This is a genomic window from Streptomyces sp. NPDC002690, assembly GCF_053592415.1.
Genome location: NZ_JBSFVR010000139.1, coordinates 1 through 18381, shown reverse-complemented (window position 1 = coordinate 18381; position 18381 = coordinate 1). Strand labels below are relative to the sequence as shown.

13 protein-coding genes are annotated in these 18381 nt (G+C 73.3%); 4 read left to right on the top strand and 9 right to left on the bottom strand.

The features are described from left to right. The coding region (locus ACWD3D_RS18825; RefSeq protein WP_451461966.1) for a type I polyketide synthase at positions 1-3194 on the top strand (3194 nt) is incomplete at its 5' end. Between the two features lie 90 nt (positions 3195-3284). After that, entirely contained in the window at positions 3285-4448 is a 1164-nt protein-coding gene (locus tag ACWD3D_RS18820; protein WP_451461965.1) for an LLM class flavin-dependent oxidoreductase, read from the top strand. Here the strand turns inward: ACWD3D_RS18820 and ACWD3D_RS18815 are convergent. The 7 genes from ACWD3D_RS18815 to ACWD3D_RS18785 form a co-directional block, all read right to left on the bottom strand. After that, complete coding sequence (locus tag ACWD3D_RS18815) at positions 4382-7294, bottom strand: ATP-binding protein (protein ID WP_451461964.1); 2913 nt, start codon at positions 7292-7294, stop codon at positions 4382-4384. The genes ACWD3D_RS18820 and ACWD3D_RS18815 overlap by 67 nt on opposite strands. A gap of 79 nt (positions 7295-7373) precedes the next feature. Further along, a complete protein-coding gene (locus ACWD3D_RS18810) occupies positions 7374-8150 on the bottom strand; it encodes a thioesterase II family protein (protein WP_451461963.1) in 777 nt (258 codons plus the stop codon). After that, entirely contained in the window at positions 8147-10012 is a 1866-nt protein-coding gene (locus ACWD3D_RS18805) for a dipeptide ABC transporter ATP-binding protein (protein WP_451461962.1), read from the bottom strand. Before ACWD3D_RS18805 ends, ACWD3D_RS18810 begins: the two co-directional genes overlap by 4 nt. After that, complete coding sequence (locus ACWD3D_RS18800) at positions 10009-10914, bottom strand: ABC transporter permease (RefSeq protein WP_451461961.1); 906 nt, start codon at positions 10912-10914, stop codon at positions 10009-10011. Before ACWD3D_RS18800 ends, ACWD3D_RS18805 begins: the two co-directional genes overlap by 4 nt. A gap of 3 nt (positions 10915-10917) precedes the next feature. Beyond that, entirely contained in the window at positions 10918-11862 is a 945-nt protein-coding gene (locus ACWD3D_RS18795; RefSeq protein ID WP_451461960.1) for an ABC transporter permease, read from the bottom strand. Continuing rightward, positions 11859-13520 (bottom strand): ABC transporter substrate-binding protein, encoded by a 1662-nt coding sequence (locus ACWD3D_RS18790; protein WP_451461959.1) that lies wholly within the window; start codon positions 13518-13520, stop codon positions 11859-11861. The genes ACWD3D_RS18795 and ACWD3D_RS18790 overlap by 4 nt, the downstream gene beginning before the upstream one ends. 88 nt (positions 13521-13608) lie before the next feature. After that, positions 13609-14778 (bottom strand): acyl-CoA dehydrogenase family protein, encoded by a 1170-nt coding sequence (locus ACWD3D_RS18785; RefSeq protein WP_451461958.1) that lies wholly within the window; start codon positions 14776-14778, stop codon positions 13609-13611. A 1083-nt stretch (positions 14779-15861) separates the two neighbouring features. Between ACWD3D_RS18785 and ACWD3D_RS18780 the strand changes: the two genes are divergently transcribed. Both ACWD3D_RS18780 and ACWD3D_RS18775 read left to right on the top strand, forming a co-directional pair. Further along, complete coding sequence (locus tag ACWD3D_RS18780) at positions 15862-16125, top strand: hypothetical protein (RefSeq protein ID WP_328723207.1); 264 nt, start codon at positions 15862-15864, stop codon at positions 16123-16125. Positions 16126-16303: 178 nt separating this feature from the next. Then, the gene (locus ACWD3D_RS18775) at positions 16304-17107 is read left to right on the top strand and encodes a hypothetical protein (protein ID WP_451461957.1); all 804 of its coding nucleotides are present in this window, start codon (positions 16304-16306) and stop codon (positions 17105-17107) included. A 99-nt stretch (positions 17108-17206) separates the two neighbouring features. Here ACWD3D_RS18775 and ACWD3D_RS18770 read toward each other — a convergent pair whose 3' ends face one another. After that, positions 17207-17818: a Dps family protein gene (locus ACWD3D_RS18770; RefSeq protein ID WP_451461956.1), complete on the bottom strand. Its 612-nt coding sequence runs from the start codon at positions 17816-17818 to the stop codon at positions 17207-17209. A 189-nt stretch (positions 17819-18007) separates the two neighbouring features. Beyond that, positions 18008-18178 carry a hypothetical protein gene (locus tag ACWD3D_RS18765; RefSeq protein WP_451461955.1) on the bottom strand — a complete coding sequence of 57 codons (171 nt, stop codon included), beginning with the start codon at positions 18176-18178 and terminating at the stop codon, positions 18008-18010. Positions 18179-18381: the final 203 nt, after the last annotated feature.

Here is an 18381-nt window from a genome sequence, read left to right as displayed (position 1 = left end):
ACGGTGCGTCGAACGGGCTGACCGCGCCGAACGGTCCCGCCCAGCAGCGTGTCATCCGCCAGGCACTGGCCACCGCGGGCCTCGCCCCGCACGACGTCGACCTGGTGGAGGGGCACGGCACCGGAACCACCCTCGGCGACCCGATCGAAGCCCAGGCGCTCCAAGAGGTCTACGGAAGCGGACGGCCCGAGGACGCCCCGCTGTGGCTCGGTTCGCTCAAGTCCAACATCGGGCACACCGCCGCCGCGGCCGGAGTGGCCGGACTGATCAAGGCCGTGCAGTCGATCCGGCACGGCGTGCTCCCGCAGTCCCTGCACGCCGGCACGCCCACCCCGCACGTCGAGTGGGCGGGCGGCGGAGTGCGGCTGCTGGACGAGGCCAGGCCGTGGCCGGATACCGGACGACCCCGCCGGGCCGGCGTCTCCGCCTTCGGCGTGAGCGGGACGAACGCCCACGTGATCGTCGAGGAGGCCCCCGCCGTACCCGACCCGGCCGTACCAGACCCGGCCGTACTCGACCCGGCCATACCAGACCCGGCCGGGAACGGGCCGGGCGCGGACTCTCCGGGTACGGACTCTCCGGGTACGGACGGGAGCGAGCCGGGCGAGGACACCTGGCCCCGCACCACCGGTGTGCTGCCCTGGCTGCTCTCCGCGAGGTCGGCGCAGGCCCTGCGGGAGCAGGCGGCCCGGCTGGCGGCGCTGCTGGAGGCCCGCCCCGGACTCGACCCGCTCGACGTGTCCTGGTCGCTGGCCACCGCCCGCACCGCGCACCCGCACCGCGCCACCGTGGTCGCGGGGGACCGGGACGAGCTCCTCGCCGGGCTGCGGGCACTGGCCGACCAACGCTCCTCGGCCGTCGTCGTCGGTGCCGGGGAGGATCTTCCCCGCACGGCACGCACCGGCCGCACCGCCTTCCTCTTCACCGGACAGGGCAGCCAGCGGGCCGCCATGGGGCGGGAGCTGCACGAGCGGTTCCCCGCCTACGCCCGCGCCTTCGACGAGGTGGCCGCAGCGCTCGACCGCCACTGCGAGGGCCACCTCGGCCATCCGGTGCGCGAGGCTGTGCTGTCCGCCGCCCGCGGCGGACTGCTCGACCGCACCGAGTACGCGCAGCCCGCCCTCTTCGCCGTGGAGGTCGCGCTCTTCCGGCTGCTGGACACCTGGGGCGTGCGGCCCGACCTCGTCGCGGGGCACTCGATCGGCGGGCTCGCCGCCGCCCACGTGGCCGGGGTGCTCTCCTTGGACGACGCCGCCGCCCTGGTCGCGGCGCGCGGCCGGCTGATGCAGGCGCTGCCGTCCGGCGGTGCGATGGCGGCGGTCGAGGCGAGCGAGGCGGAAGTGGCCGAGGCGCTCGCCGGACTGGGGGAATCGGCAGCGATCGCCGCGGTCAACGGCCCCCGCTCGGTGGTCGTCTCCGGAGACGAGGAACCCGTCCTCGCCGTCGCCGCCGCCTTCAAGGCCCGCGGTCGCAGAACCTCCCGGCTGCGGGTGGGCCACGCCTTCCACTCGCCCCGGATGGACCCCATGCTGGACGAGTTCCACCGCACGGCCAAGGCGCTGCGGTACGAAGAGCCCGCCGTCCCCGTGATCTCCGACCTGACCGGCGCCCCCGTCACGGCGGGGGAACTCGGCACGGCGGACCACTGGACCGAGCACGCCCGGCGACCGGTCCGCTTCCTCGACGTGGTGCGGGAGCTGCGCGCGTCGGGAGCCACCCGGTTCGTCGAGATCGGGCCGGACGCCGTCCTCACCGGACTGGCCGCCGACATCCTGACCGCCCAGGATCCCGACGCGGCGCCGCCCGCCGTCCTGGTGCCCCTGCTGCGCGGCGGCCGGTCCGAGGCGGCGACCTTGCTGACGGCGCTGGCCCGCCTCCACGCGGACGGGGTGCCGGTCGACTGGCGGGCCGTCTACGAGGGCCGCGCGCCCCGCACGGTGGACCTGCCCACCTACCCCTTCCAGCGCAGCCGCCACTGGCTCGATGCCACCGTGACCCGCGCCACGACCGGCGCACCCCTCCTCTCCGATCCCGATCTCCCCGTCGCAGGGCCGAGTTGGGCCGAACGGCACGCCGAGCTGTCCGGGCCCGCCCTCGACACCGCGCTGCTCGACCTGGTGACGGCCGAGGTCTCGGTCGTCCTCGGACACACGTCGGCCGCCGCGGTCGAGCCCGACCGGGCCTTCGTCGAAGTGGGCCTGGACTCGCTCTCCGCCGTCGAACTGCGAACCCGGCTCGCCGCCCGCACGGGCCTGACCCTGGCGGGCGCGCTCACCATCCGCTATCCCGAACCCGCATCACTCGCCCGGCACTTGGGCGAGCTCATGCAGGCGCGGCACCGGACGAACGCTTCCGCCGAGGGGCCCCTCACCACGCTCTACCTACGGCTGTGCGCCGCCCAGGAGATCACCGCGGCCACCGAAGTGGCAGTGGCCGCCTCGCGGTTGAGGTCCACCTTCGGCGCGGCGGAGCGTACGCGTCACGCCGCCGAACCCGTGGTACTGGCCCAGGGAGACGCCCGCACCGCGCTGGTCTGCTTCCCCGCTCTCACCGCCCTGTCCGGACCCCACGAGTACGCCCGTTTCGGCCGGTCACTGCACGGCGTACGCGACGTCTTCGCCGTCCCCGCGCCCGGCTATCCGGAAGACAGCGCGCTGCCCGACTCGGCCGGCGCTTTCGTGGAGATGCAGGCCGACGCGGTACAACGCCTCATGGGAGAACGCCCGTTCGCCGTGCTGGGCCGGTCCCTCGGAGGCTGCGTCGCCCACGCGGTGACCGCCGAACTCGAGCGACGGGGGACCCCGCCGACGGGCCTGGCCATGGTGGACACCTACCCCATGGACACCGCGGGCCTGCCGGGAATGGAGTGGTGGATGCCCGCCATGATCAACGGAATGGTCGACCGGTTCGACGCCTTCGATCTCGGGCTCACCGACAACGGCATCACCACGATGGGGAGCTATCTCCGCACCTTCGGCACCTGGCAGCCGCAGGCGGTCGCCACCCCCACCCTGCTGCTCCGCGCCGAGGCGCCCCTCCCCGGGACTCCCGACGACCCCGCCGGTGACACCCGTGCCTTCTGGCGGCTGCCGCACGACACCACCGACGTGCCGGGTGACCACTTCTCCGTGTTGGAGGAGCACTCGGCGACCACCGCGGCGGCCGTCGAGGCCTGGCTGAGCGCCCTGCGCTGAACCCCACGTCCCGTCCGCGAACCGCCGCCAGACGGCCGGTCCGCGGACGGACATCACCCGCACCCGCGAGACACGAGAGAGAAGAACAAGATGACCGCACCACAGCCGCTGCACCTCGCCGTAGCACTGGACAACGTCGGCTGGCACCCGGCGGCCGGCGCGGGGCCGGACTCCCCGGTCGGCAACCTCTTCGGCCTGGCGCACTGGACCGCCCTCGCCCAGGAGGCCGAACGCGGGCTCCTGGACTTCGTCACGGTCGAGGACCCGCCGAAGCGCCCCGCCGGGCACGTGAACCACCGCCTGGACGCCGTCCTCGTCGCCTCGGCGCTGGCCGCCCGGACCGAGCGCATCGGGCTGATCCCGAGCATCGTGACCGACCACGCCCAGCCGACGAACGTCGCCAAGGCGATCGCCACCCTCGACCACCTCAGCGAAGGCCGGGCCGGCTGGCGTACACCGGTCACCCCCGCGCGGCCGATCGTGATAGCCGACATCTTCACCCCCGAGGTGCAGACGCCGATGGCCGAACTCTTCGAACGCGCTGCCGACCTGGTGCGCGTCGTGCGCGCCCTCTGGGACGGCGTCGACGACGAGAAGGCGCTGCGGGACATCGCCGCGCCCGGCAGGTTCGCCCCCGCCGACCCGGACCCGCACGGCAGCTTCACCGAGATCGAGCCCCTCGGCGGCGCTGCGGGCGACTGGATCACCATCGACTCGCCGTCCCTCGCCCCCCGCGCGCCCCAGGGCCACCCGGTCGTCTTCACCGTCGCCCACATCACCCTGCCGTACCGGTACGGGGCGCGCTCGGCCGACGTCGTCTCGGTGACCCCGCACAGCGCCGAGGAGGCGCGGGCCACCGTTGCGGAGGTCAGGGCGGAGCAGGCGGCGGCCGGACGCGCGGACCAGAAGGTGCACGTCTTCGGCGACCTCGTGGTCTTCCTCGACAGCATCCCCGGCCGCGCGGCCGAGCGCCTGGCACGTCTGAACGAGGCGCACGGCAGCGCCTACGCCTCCGACGCCGAGATCATCGCCGGCACCCCCGCGGAAGTCGCCGATCTGCTCCTGGAATGGCAGGAGGCAGGGCTGTCCGGGTACCGCCTGCGCCCCGGCGCCCTGCCCCACGACCTCCACGCCATCACCCGGGAACTGGTGCCCGAACTCCAGGCCCGGGGCGCCTTCCGGACCGCCTACGAGGCGGACACGCTGCGCGGGCTGCTCGGACTGCCGGTGCCCCCCGCCCCGGCAGCGCTCTGACCCCCGGCCGGGCGCGTGTGCTCGCGCGCCCGGCCGTGCTCCCGCAGCGAACTCGGAAGGCCGGCCCGGCCCTTCACCCGGAGCTTGCGGTAGGCGTGCGTCAGATGCTGCTCCACCGTGCTGACGGTGATGAACAGTTTCTCGGCGATCTCCCGGTTCGAATGGCCGGCCACCGCGAGTGCCGCCACCTGTGACTCCGAGTCGCTGAGCAGGGTGACACCCGTGTTCCGATCGTCCTCCACCGCCCGGGACGCCTGCGCGGCGAGCCGCCGGGCCAGGGGGGCGAAGCCCCCCTCCTCCGCGATCTCCTGGGCCTGCCGGGCGACCATCCGGGCTCTGCCGGTCTGGCCCGCCCGGGTGTGTACCGCGCTCAGATCGGCGAGGGCGCGCGCCAGTTCGAGGCGGTCACCGGCGGCGCCGAGCAGGTCAACCGACTCCCGCAGCAGCACCGCGCGCCGTCTCGGGTCCGACACGGAAGCGGCCGTCCGCAGCGCCATTCCCCGGGCCCGGGGCTGCTCGGACGACACCAGGGCCAGTTGCTCGGACGCGAGACGACGGGCCTCGTCGGTCCTGCCGAGCCGCAACAGCGCCGTCACCGCGTCGCTCCGCCACGGCACGAACGCGGGCTGGTCGATGTCCCACTCCCGCAACAGCCGCCCGCACCGCGTCAGATCGTCCAGCGCCGCGTGCAGCAGATCGAGCGAGAGCCGCTGTCGGCCGCGCGCGTGGAGGTACTGGGCGCCGAACCTCGTCTGGAACAACTGCTCGGGCAGCGTCCACGTACGCGGGACTCCGGTCTCCGGCACCGTGCCCGTCGCGGTGGCGGCGAGCAGCAGGCTGGAGAGCGGGGAACCGATCAGTACACCCCAACTCCCGGTCGACATGAGCGACATGGCCCGTCGGGCGTTCCGCTCGGTGAGCCGGGCATTGCCCTGCCGGAGGGCGATCTCCGCCCGGACCGCCGCGAACAGCGCCTGCCACGCCGGGGCGTCCCGCTCGGTCGCCTCCCGCAGCAGCGCGTCGCACCGGCCCACGGCCAGATCCGAGCGGTCCGCGTACACCAGCACGGACAGGGCGAGGTGGAGCGTGTCGAAGCCCTCGTCGTCCAACGGGGTCGACTGGAGGGCCAGTTCCGCAACCCGTACGCTCTCCCGGTCGGGTCCCGAACGCAGCAGCCCGTTCAGCACGGCGGCCATCGGTTTCGGCGCCCCGTCCGCCGCCCGGGCCACCTCCGCCCTCCCGCCACGTGCGCCCCGGACGTTCCGCGCGGCCTGCGGTACGGAACGGAGCCGGGGGCCGGCCTCCCGCAACAGTGCGGGATGCGATGCGCGCAGCCACTCCCGCGCGGCGAGGTACTCGACCGCGGAACTCGCGTCCAGCGTGTCCGAGAACCCTTCGAGCCGGCTGAGCGCGAGAGTGATCTCCTCCCCGCTGCCGTTGCGGAGCAGCCGCCCCAGGAGGGTCACGATCTGGCAGCCGGTCAGACGGCCCTCCCGCAGCGCTTCCACCAGCGGCCGCAGCCTCCGGCAGGCCGTGTCCGGGTCGCTGCGCGAATCGACGAGGCTCCTCAGCAGGGTGACCTTCACCCGCTGCTCCTCGTCCGCGCACGCCTGCGCCGCGACGTCGAGGCATGCCTCCGCGAACCCCGTGTCGTCCCGGCGCAGGGCTTCGTGGGCCGCCTCCAGCAGCACCGGCAGGGCGAACGGCTCGTCGCCGAGCCCGGCGGCCAGCAGATGGACGGCGACTGCGGACGCGGGGTCCCCCGCCCCGTGGAGCAGCCGGGCCGCCTCCCTGTGCAGCGCCGACCGTTCGACGGCCGGCATACCCGCCAGCACGGCGACGCCCGCGGCGGGGTGGCGGTAGCGGCCCTCGTCCAGGACGCCGATGGCACCCATCGCCTCCAGCGTCTCGTCCACCTCGGACTGCGGCCGTCCGAGCAGCCGCGCCAGCCGGTGGTGCGAGCCGGAGGCGTCCAGCACCGCGAGCGCGCGGGCCGCGTCACGGAACCGGCGTCCGGCCCTGCGTACGCAGGCGTCCACCGCTCTGCCGAACTCCGCACCCGCACGGGGCTCCCGCCCGGCGACCGGGCCGCCGGGACGCTCGTACCAGTCCTCCGCGAGCGCGCGCAGCAGCAGCGGGTTGCCGCCGCTGAGCCGGTGCCAGGAAGCGGCGGTGGCATCCGGTACGAGGTCCCCTCCCGGCAGCAGCGCGGCGAGCATCCGTCCGGTGGCCGCGACGGAGAGCGGGCGGACCCGCACACGGGTGAAGTGCCGCTGCCGGAGCAACGGCGTGCGCCAGGCGCGCTCGGTCGCGTCGTTTCCGTCGGTCGGAGGGTCGGACTCGGTCACCACGATCAGCACCCGGGAGGCGCGGAGCAGACCGCCCATGTGGATCAGGGAGTTCAGCGACGCGGGGTCGGCGAAGTGCAGATCGTCGACCGCCACCACCACCGGCCTGCGCTTCGACAGGGCGCGGATCGACTCCCAGTGGATCTGCCCGGCGCGGGTCGGCGTCGGGCCGGCGGACAACAGGTCCGCGTCGCAGGTCGCCGCCCCGCCGTCCCGGGGCAGGCTCAGCACCCGGGCGCGCTCCTCGGGGGCGAAGTGCTCGCGCCCGAAGAGTTGGCCGACGACGCCCAGCGGCACGTCCTGTTCGGAGCACCTGGCCACCGCGTGCAGCACCACCGCGCCTTCACCGGCCGCGATCTCGCCGAAGACGTGGAGCAGTTCGGTCTTTCCGGCCGCCACCGGACCGCTGACGGCGACGATGCTCCCCCGTCCGCCGAGACAGTCGGCCAGCAGCTCTCGAAGTCGCGTCAACTGGTTCTCACGCTCGACAAAAACCACAACAAGCTCCACATCTCGGCGACGCGGCGCGTCGCGCGTATTTCGGACATCTGCTCTCGGGTGGGGGCCGGCGAGGACGTCAGTGCCGGGGCTGCGGCGGCGCGGCCCCCGGCAGCAGCCGTTCCTCGATCAACGCTCCGATCCGGTCCTGGTGCTGGAGGGGGAAGAAGTGGCCGCCGGTGAAGGTCAGCACCTCCGTGGCGCCGGTGGTGTGGTCCTGCCAGGCCCGCGCCTCGCCGGGTGTCACCTTGGGGTCCTCGCTGCCGGTCAGCACGGTGACCGGAGTGTCGAGGAGGGGCCCGGGCCGGTGCAGGTAGCGTTCGATCGCCCGGTAGTCGCCGCGCAGCGCCGGCAGGAACATCTCCACGAGCTCCGGCTCCTCCAGCAGAGCGGCGGGGGTGCCGCCCTGGCGGACGATCTCCGCCAGCAGCGCTCCGTCGCCCGCGAGATGGAGTGTCTCCTCGCGGCGGGCGGACGGGGCGCGGCGCCCGGAGACGAAGAGCGCGGCGGGCCCCGCCCCGGTGGCGGCCGACAGCCGGCGGGCCGTCTCGTACGCCACCACCGCGCCCATGCTGTGACCGAGGAACGCGGGCGGCGCGTCCCACCAGGGCTCCAGGACCCCGGTGAGCGCGTCGGCCAGGCTGCCGATGTCCTCGGCCGGCGGCTCCGCCCGGCGCTCCTGGCGCCCCGGGTACTGCACGGCCAGCACCTCCACCCTCGGGTGGAGCCGCGCGGAGAGCGCGAACCAGAAGCCCGCGGAACCCCCGGCGTGCGGGAAGCACACCAGACGGGCGGTGGCCCCGGGCGAGGGGTGGAAGCGCCGGATCCAGAGTCCGGTGTCGAGCCCGGCCGTCATGCCCGTACCTCTTCCTGGTCGCGCTCGGGCGCTCGGTCCCGGTCGGGCCGGGGCAGCGCGGCGAGCAGTTCGCGGGTGTACGGGTGGGCGGGCCGGTCGAAGACCTGTTCCACGTGTCCCGACTCGACCAGCTCTCCGTCCTTCATCACGATCACGCGGTCACTCACGTGATGGACGACCCCGAGATCGTGCGAGATGAAGAGCAGAGCAAGGCCCAACTCCCGCTGGAGCCCGGCCAGCAGATCGAGCACCTGTGCCTGGATCGACACGTCCAGCGCGGAGACCGGTTCGTCGCAGACGATCAGCCGGGGCTCGGTGGCCAACGCCCGCGCTATGGCGACACGCTGGCGCTGCCCACCGGAGAGTTGCAGCGGTCTTCTGTCGGCGATCGCCGCCGACAGGCCCACCTGGCCGAGGAGTTCGGATACTCGTGCCGCCCGGGCCCGGCCACGCGGTATCCCTGCCCTGGCAGCGGCCTCGGCGACGATGCGCCGCACCGTGTGCCGGGGGTCGAAGGAGCCGAGCGGGTCCTGGTGGACCACCTGGAGGTGGCGCCGCCGGTCGCGGCGGGCCCGCTCGGGCAGGCCGCTCCAGGCCTCCCCCTTGAACCGTACGGAGCCCTCGTCCGGCTCCACCAGACCCAGCACGATGCGGGCCGTCGTCGTCTTGCCGGAGCCCGACTCGCCGACCAGCCCCAGCGTCTCTCCGGCTCCGACGTGGAAGGAGACGTCGCGCACCGCTGTCCAGGAGCCGCCGCCGGGCGCCCGGAAACTCTTGGAGACGCCCGCCACTTCCAGCAGCGCCGGACCCGCGCCCCCGGCGGGTTCGCCCGGGGGTGCCGAGACCGGCGTCGCCTTCGCCCGGGGCCGCGAGGCGTCCGGTGCCGCGAGCGGGACCGCCGCGCCCGGATGCCAGCAGAGCGTCAGGTGCCCGTCCCCGTCGGCCGTCGCCGCCGGGAGTTCGGTACGGCACCGTTCGTCGGCCGAGAGGCAGCGTGCCGCGTACGGGCAGCCGTCCGGACCGGCGGCGGGCCGCCCGGCGGGGGCCACGGAGAGCGCGCGCCCCTTGGAACCGATCGTCGGCACCGCCGCCAGCAGCGCCCGGGTGTACGGGTGCCGGGGCTTCTCCAGCACGTCGGCGGCCCGCCCCCGCTCCACGACCAGACCGCCGTACATCACGGCGACCCGGTCCGCGAGCCTGGCCACCACCGACAGGTCGTGGCTGATCAGCAGAAGCGCCGTTCCCTCCCCGACCAGCCGACCCAGCAGGTCCAGCACCTGGGCCTGCACCGTCACGTCCAGCGCCGTCGTCGGCTCGTCCGCCACCAGCAGCTCGGGGGCGCCGGACAGCGCGGAGGCGATCAGGGCGCGCTGGCGCAGTCCGCCGGACAACTGGTGCGGATACTCCGCCGCCCGCCGCTCCGGGTCGGGGATGCCCGCCTCGGACAGCAGCGCGAGCGTCCGGTCCCGTATCCCGGGACCGGCGGCGAGGGAGTGCTCCCGCAGCGTCTCGCCCACCTCCGCGCCCACCGTGCGCAGCGGGTCGAGCGAGACCAGCGCGTCCTGGAGCACCAGCCCGATGCGGCGCCCCCGCACGGAACGCCACTGGCGTTCGGAGAGGGCGGTGAGATCGGTGCCGTCGAATTCGAGCCGCCGGGCGGACACCGAGGCGGGGTTCCCGGTCAGCCCGAGCAGGGTGCGGGCGGTCACGCTCTTGCCGGAGCCCGACTCCCCGACCACGGCGAGGCATTCGCCCCGGTCCAGCGTGAGGGACACGTCACGGACGGCGCGCACCTCCCCGTCACGGCGGAAGGTGACGTCCAGCCCTTCCACGGTCAGCAGTGGCGACACGGTGGCGTTCATCGGGCGGACCTCCGGGTGAAGCGCTGCTGGGCGTGACGACCGACCACGTTGACGGCGATCACCGTCGTCGTGACGGCCGCGCCGGGGAACACGCCGATCCACCAGGCCGTCTGGAGGAAGTCGCGCCCGGCGGAGAGCAACGCCCCCCATTCGGGTGAGGGGGCGGCGGGGCCGAGACCGAGGAAGCTGAGCCCGGAGGCGGAGATCAGCGCGGTGCCGAACCCCACCGTCGCCAGGGTCAGCAGGGGGGCCAGGGCGTTCGGCAGGATGTGCCGCAGCACGATCTGCCGGCGCGGCAGACCGAGCGCGACGGCCGACTCGACGTACCCGGAGCCGCGGACCACCAGGGCCTCCGCGCGGACCAGCCGGGCGTAGCCGGGGACGAAGGCGATGCCGATGGCCAGCATGACGTTGACCGTGCCGGTGCCCAGCACGGTCACCACCAGCAGCGCGAGCAGGAGACCGGGCAGCGCCAGCAGGATGTCCGCCAGCCGCATCAGGATTCCGTCGGCCGCCCGCCCGCCCAGCGCCGCCGCGAGACCGAGCACGGCACCTCCGGCCACCGCGATGAGCGTCGAGCCGAAGCCCAGCAGCAGGGACGGCCGCGCGCCGTGCAGGATGCGCGAGAACAGATCCCGGCCCAGCTGGTCGGTCCCCAGCCAGTGCGCGGCGCTCGGTGCCTTCAGCGCGTCGAGCGGATCGATCGCGGAGGGCGGGACGTCGGTGAACAGCCCGGGCGCCACCGCCACCAGCACGATGAGCACCAGCAGGGCGCCCGCCACCACCACGGTCGGCGGAACGGAAGCGAAAGCTCCGGCCCGTCGCCGCCGGGTCCGCGCGGGTGCGGACACGACGGCGACGGGACCGCCGGTGGCGGGTTCGGGGACGAGGGTAGGTGCCATGGGTCAGGCGCTCCTGAGCCGCGGGTCGATGACGGGGTAGAGCAGCTCCACCACGGTGGAGATCACGACGAAGACGAAGGCGGAGAGCAGCACCACGCCGATCACCACCGGCATGTCCTTGGCGCTCACCGCCTGGAGGACGAGCGAGCCGATCCCGGGGCGGCCGAACACCGTCTCCACCAGCACCGCGCCCCCGATCAGGGACCCGGTGAGCCACCCCGTCAGGGTGAGCAGCGGCACCGCGCAGTGCCGCAGCGCGTGTCGGAGCCGTACCGCCGTCCGCCCCACCCCGCGCGAGCGGGCGGTGACCACGAACGGCTGCTCCAAGGCGGCTTCGAGCCCTTCGCGCAGCACCTGCGCCAGCACCCCCGTGAGCGGGAGCGCCAGGGTGACGGCGGGCAGCACCAGCGAGGCGAAGCCCTCCGCCCCGGCCACTGGGAAGACGTGGAACTGGAAGGAGAAGACGGTCAGCAGCACGATCCCGACCCAGTAGGACGGGGTGGACGCCGAGATCAGCTCCCAGACCGAGGCGACCGCCCGGAAGGCGGGCCGGCGCCCGGCCGTCGCCACCGCGGAAACCACCGCGAGGACGACGGCCAGGACCAGTCCGGACAGAGCCAGTTGGACGGTCGGCCAGAGCTGGTCACCGATCAGCGACCAGACGGGACGCTGGAGTTGGTACGACTGCCCCAGGTCGCCCTGGAGAAGGCGCACCAGGTAGTGCAGGTACTGGTCGGCGACGGGCCGGTCGAATCCGTACTCGCGGGCGATCTCCGCCCGCACCTCGGGGGAGCCGGCGTTGGAGGGGCCGAGCAGGACGGAGACGGGGTCGCCGGGGATCAGCTGGAGGGTGAGGAAAGCCAGGGTGGCCGCCCCCAGCAGCACGGCCAACGCCGAGCCCAGCCGCCGGGCGACCTGGGCGGCCAGGTCCGTCGCCGACGCGGTCACTTCTTGGCCAGCCAGGCGTCGTAGTACGTCAGCCAGTTGCTCGCGTTGAACGTGAGCCCCTTCACCTTGTCGGACTGCCCGACGAGGGAGACCTGCGTGTACAGGGGGACGACGACGGCGAGATCGATGCCTCGCTGCTGCACCTTCGGGTAGACGTCGGCGCGGGTCTTCTCGTCCAGGGTGGAGCGGCCCTGGTCCGTCCACGTGTCGAAGGACGGGTCGGTGAGGAAGGTCGCGTTGATGCCGCCCTTGGCGGGCGCACTGCCGGAGTTGAAGAAGAGCCACAGCACGTCCGGGTCGAACCGGGGCCAGCTGAGGTCGATGATGTTGGCCTTGCCGCCGTAGACCTGGGTGTTGTACGTACCGATGTCCAGGTTCGGCCGCTCGACCTCGACGCCGATCTTCTTCAGGTCCGCCTGCACGGCCTGCCCGAGAACGTCACGCCCCTCGCGCGTCGCCTGGATGGACAGCTGTGGCCACTGGACGGTGAGCCGCTTGCCCGCCTTGGTGCGGTACCCCTCGGCGTCCTTGCCGGTCCAGCCGGCCTCGTCGAGCAGCTGGGCGGAGAGCTTCGGGTCGTAGGGCCAGCTCCCTTCCAGGGACTTGTCGTAGTTCGGCGTGGTGGGGCTGATGGGGCTCCAGGCCCGCGGGTACTGCCCGAAGGTGACGGTCTTCACGTCCTGCTCGACGTCGATGCCGCGCTGGATCGCCTTGCGCACGCGGACGTCGTCGAGGGGGGCGAGCGAACCGTTGAGCCAGAGGTTGTAGTTGCCGCCCGGGTTGGCGCGGGAGATGAGCCGGAGGCCGGGGGTGGCCTTGAGCGTGGTGACGTTCTGCGGCGGAATCGCCTTGGCCACCTGTACCTGACCACTCGTCAGAGCCCCCGCGCGCACCGAGGCGGTGGGCAGGAAACGGACGACCACCTTGTCGAGGTAGGCGGCGCCGGTGTGCGTCGCCGTCTCAGGGGCCCAGGCGTAGTCCGGGTTGCGGGTGAGCGTCGCCGACTGACCCTTGGTGTAGGCGCTGAAGACGAAGGGCCCGCTGCCCACGTCGGCGGGACCGCCGGCGGCGAGCTTGCCGGCGCCGGCCTTGAGCGCTTCGGGGGAGTAGAAGCCCAGATACGTGGTGCTGGCCGCCTGGAGGAAGGGGGCGAACGCCTTGGAGAAGTTGACCTTCACCGTCCGCGGATCGATGACGTCGGTGCCGGTGTAGGGGCCGAGCAGGTTCGCCGCGTACAGCGACTTGGTCTCCTTGGCCACGATGTGGTCGAAGTTGGCCTTCACGACCGACGCGTCGAACTTCGAGCCGTCGGTGAAGGTGACGTCGTCACGCAGGTGGAACGTGTAGCTCTTGAAGTCTTCCGCCACCTCCCACTTGGTGGCCAGCCACGGGTGGAACTTCCCGTCGGAGTCCTGCGAGACCAGCGAGTCGAACACCCCGCGCGCGATCTCCGCGGTGACGTCCTGAGTGCTTGCGTGGATGTCCCAGGAGACGGGCTCGGTGTCGACGGCGGTGGTGAGCGTGCCGCCGGCCACCGGCTTGCCCGAACCCGCCGCCTCGGCGGTGGTGTCTCCGCCGGACGAGCAGGCCGAGAGGAGAAGGAGACCGCTCACCCCCACCGCGAGGGTGCGGCCGAGTCTGGACAGGGTGGGACGCATGGCGGAACTCCAGGAGTGGGTGCCCCCGTGGGGGCGGGAGAGGAGAGGGGAGGCGGAACTCGTGAAACGCGCCCGAGGAGGCGTCGGCTCAGTCACGCGGGGCTCCCGCGGCGAGAGCGGAGGCGCCGACGATCTGCAGGGAGGCGTCCTCACCGGGCGCGTGCACCCCGACGGACTGGATGTCGCGGAAGTGCCGCTCCAGCGGGTTGCCCTGGGCGAGCCCAGGGTTCCCGAGCAGGCGCACCGCGGTCTGGACCGCGGTGGTGACATGGCGTACGACCAGGACCTTCGACGCCAGGGCGTCGGCGCCCGATACGTGCAGGCCCCGGTCGACCCGGTCCGCCGTCGCGAAGATCAGCTGTTCGGCGGTGGAGAGCAGCGTCTCGATCTCGCCCGAGGCCTGACGGAACCGGTCGGTCGTGGCCAGCGGGCGGCCGAGCGCGGCGGGCACCCGCTCGTGACCCCAGGTGGTCGTGAAACTCTGCGCGGCCCGCGCCACCCCCAGGTAGAGGGAGGACGAGAGCAGCATGGTGATGCTGCCCGGCAGAGTGCCGGGGGCCGGCGGCGTACCGGGGTGCTCCAGCTCGTGCACGTACTCCGCGGGTATCTCGACGTCCCGGAACTCCACCTCGTGGCTGCCGGTGGCGCGCATCCCCAACTGGAACCAGGTGGGCACGATGTCGATGCCGGGTGTATCGCCGGGGACGATGAAGTTGCCCACCCGCGGGGAGGGTTCGTCGGTCACCGCCCAGACCAGGAAGTAGCTGAGGCCCTCCGCGCCGGTGACGAACCGCTTGCGGCCGCTGATCGACCAGCCGTCCGCCGTCCGCCGTGCGACGGTCGCCGGCAGGCCGTGGGTGGACGACCCCAAGTCGGGTTCCGCACGGGCGTGGTTGAGCAGTGTCGGCCGCTCGGCGGATTCCGCGAGCACCCGGGCGTAGAGCTCCTCGGGCCACGGGCTCCGCGTCTGGAGCAGGTGGGGGACGATGGTCATACCGGCGATGAGCGCCGTCGACGGATCGCCGCGGCCCGCCGCGAGGAGGATCTTCGCGACCTCGGTGAAGGTCGCCCCGGCCCCGCCGTAGCGGGCATCCACTCCGGCGGTCAACAGCCCGGCATCGTGCAGGAGTCGAATCGACTTGTGAGGAAAGGCCCCGGTGCGGTCGTACTCGGCTGCGTTGGCCGCGAGCGAGGCGGTCACCTCGTCCAGTCGGTCGAGACCGACGGCTGCCGGCCGGCTCTCGGTGGTGCGGCTCATCGGCCCTCCAGCGCTGCGGGGAGGGAGAGTTCACGGGCCATGGGGTGTGTCCTTGATCTTGGGTCGGGGCAGTTGTCCGGCCACGTGGGGCGGCGCGGCGGGCAAGGGCGTGACGGTGCTCCGGGCCGCGCGCCATCGCCGGGCCGCGAGGGGTCCGGGCGTACGGCGGCCATGGGGGGCTGACCATACGATTCGGGGAGGGTGCGCGAAGGCGCGCGGCCGTGCGGGTGGAGTGGTGTTCACCGGAGTCCGGTGGGACTTGCGCGTCGTCTCAGCGACAGCTGGTCGACCAGACCTTCCCGAAGTCCACGACTCGGCACTGCGTCAGACGGGACGTCAGGTGTTCGCCGAGTCCGCGGTGGCATGCGGCAGCACCGGCCGGGTACCGGCTGGACTCCCTCACCATCTCAGGCCTGAACATGGCACTGAGCATGCAGGAAAAGTGCACTCTGCGTCCAATGCCGAATACTGATCGAGACCGATCGCATTCCCTTATCGATCGCGTTCGACGCGCGCCGACCGCGTGGGCTCGGCCGTCCGCCGCGCGCACGGGCGGCCGTTCCCGCAGGTTTCGGGGGCGCCGGGCGTGCGGGAACGGTACGGCACGGCCGCCGATCGGGGTAGATCCTCCATGCGACCCGGGCCGGCCTCCACGATGCGCGGGCCGCCCTCCGCGACGCGCCGGGCGGCGGCCGTGCCCGGGGGTCGGCCGCTCGACTCCCTGATCGCGGTGAGGTGGGTTCCTACGGGGGCGGGGCGGGATGGGTGTTCCCCGCGGGGGGCGTCAGGTCGGGGCTGCGATCGGTCGGCGCGGCGTGCGGCCGACTCGTTCGCGGGGCACCGCGGCGGCGGGCTCCGGGTGTCGCGGCCACCGTGCGTCCGGTGCGGGGACATCGCCCCAACCTCCCTTCCTGGCAAGGCGGGGCGGGGCGGATTGGGCCGATCAGGGTCAGGGTGCTGGCATGTGGATCAAGTCCGCCATCCGTTCAGGTGCATACCCTCCCCGACGGCTTTCGGAGGTGTTCGAAAAGGGTGATTATGCGGTGAAAGCACCACTCGTTACGACCCGCAAAGGGAGTACACATGCTTCGCCGTATCGCGATCACAGTGGCCACCGTCGCCGCTGCCGGGCTGATGGCCGCAGGTCCTGCCGCCGCCCACGGCAACGACAATGGCGGCGAGTCCGTCGAGGTCGCCGCGGGCTACCTGCAGGCCGAGGCTTCTCACGAGAAGGCCGACTACCTCAACCTCGGTGGCCCGTACGGAATCACGTACGCCTCGGAGGAGCGCGACGCCGCCGCGTTCGAGGCCGGCTTCTTCTGGGCTCAGTACCTGAACAACAACTGACCCGTTCGGCCCGGTGCGGGGCCCGCTCCCTGACGGGGGGCGGGCCCCGTCCGCGTTGACGGGAGGGGGGTGGGTGCTCCGCCGGGGGCGCTGCCTCAAGGTGCTCCCGCCAGGAATCGCGGACGGCCTTTAAGCTGGACGGTAGCCGGAAAGGGGCCCGTCGGCGGAGGGGGAAGCCGTGGAGAGAGACCGTTTCCTGGGTCCGCTGCGCCGCATCGGCCTGACCTTGAGCCCTGGCCGGCTGCCCCGGCCGAACCCCCTTGCGGAACACGGAACGGCGGACGGCGGAGCCCGGGGCCGCTCCCGCTCGCGTTCCCAGGACCGGGAGCGGGAGCGACTGGTCCGGGCGGAGTGGGAGACCCTCCGGGCCCGGCTGGCGCCGAATGTGGCGGAACACGTGGCGCGGGTGGGGGAACTGCTCGCGGACCCACGCCTGGAGTTCACGCCCGACCCCGAGCGGAACGCGGTGCGGCGGGACTACCTGTCCGCCGCCGACGCCTACCAGGCGGCGGGCAAACTCCTGGACGAGGCGACGGACCTGCCCGACCTCGCTGCCGCGGTGGTCCTCGCCGACCGTGCGGTGGAGCTGTTCGCCGCCGCGCGGGCCCGGCACCTGGGACAGCGCCCTCACGCCCAACGGCCGCGCTGCTTCTACAACCCGCTGCACGGACCGGCCGTGGAACCACCCCGTGAACCACGGGTACGCAAAGGGCGGCGGGTCGTGGCGCGGGAGGCCGCCGCGTCCCGCCGCCCCGCCTGCGAGCCCTGCCGACGAGCCCTGCTGGCGGGGGAGTCCCCCGACGTGCTGCCCGCCCTGTGGACTGCCCGGGACGAGCGCGGCCGGCCCGTGACCCTGCTGGTGCCCTACTACGCGCTGCCCCGGCAGGCGTCCATCTGGGCGGGAACGGCCTGTGGTTCGTACGACCCCGAGGCGTCCGGCAGGGTCCTGCGCGGGGAGCACCGGAGCCGCCCCGCCGACTGACCTCAGGGCGAGCGCGGCCGGGCTCTTCCGCCCGCGCACCCTTGCCCGCGCCCCGCCGGCGGGCACCCCCGGCCGACGAGCGCGGGGAACGGGCCCGGACTACTTCGTGGTGCGCTTGGTGTTCGCCGTCTTGCGTGCCGGGGCCCGCTTCGCCGCACCGGTGCTCCGCGCGGCCTGCTTCTCGGTGGTCGTGCCGCCGGTGCGCAGAGTGCCGGATCCGGTCTCCAGGTGGGCGCGGACGAACCACTGGAACTGCTCCAGCCCGCGCAGATGCTCGATGAGCAGGTCCTCGGTCACCGGGTCGATGGCACCCACCCGTTCCACCGCCTTGCGGTGGCTCTCGATGATGCCGGTGTAGACGAGGTCCAGGGCGCCGAGGTGGGCGATCGCGTCGGCCCTGCCGATGCTGTAGTCGTCCCAGGTGCGCTCGGCCACGATGGCGCCCGGTGTCCCCTGCGGTTCGCCTCCGAGGGCCGAGATGCGCTCGGCCGCCGAGTCGGCCATCTCCCGTACGGCGACGGTCTGCGGGTCGAGCATCTCGTGGACCGCGATGAAGTGCGGGCCCACCACGTTCCAGTGAATGTGCTTGAGGGTGAGCGCCAAGTCGTTGAGCGCGTGCAGACGCAGTCGGAGCGCGTCGATCACCTCGGCCCCCTCCTTCGTGGAGAGGCCGGGGACGGTGTACTGGGGGGACCGGGTCTTGGGGGGCATGTCACTCCTGGATCGTGGGACGGTCTACGTCCTCACGCCTGCCCCCTGCCGTCCGCTTCCCACGCGTGTGGCGCCGTGTTGCCACTGGACTGGGCCCCGAAGGAGGTACCGGTCGGCCCACCGCCCCGCGCCGGTCGGCGGTGGGGAGCGGTGGGCCGGGCGAAGGGGCCGCAGGCGTCGGGCCGCTTCTCAACGACGGCGGCCGGACCAGCCGGCGCCTATCCCCGCGACGTGCAGGGCGAGGGCGAGCAGGCCGAGCAGCATGACGTTGCCGGACGAGAAGACGTCGTTCGTGGTGATGTCCGCGGCGTTGATCAGGAAGGAGATGAAGAACAGGACCGCTGCGACGATGGCGAGCATGGAAGGGTTCCTCTCGGATGGGGACGGCGCCCGGAGGCTGCCCGGGCGCCGTGTCCGCGAAATCCCGCCGTAGTCGTACGGGACACGACGTCTAGTGCCCCCGAACACCGCTCTCAGACCGGCCACTTCACCTCCCGGGTCGCGGGTGGGCCGTCCGCCCGGCGCCCCGGCGGACGGCGCGGGGAGGGGGGCAGATCGGGAGT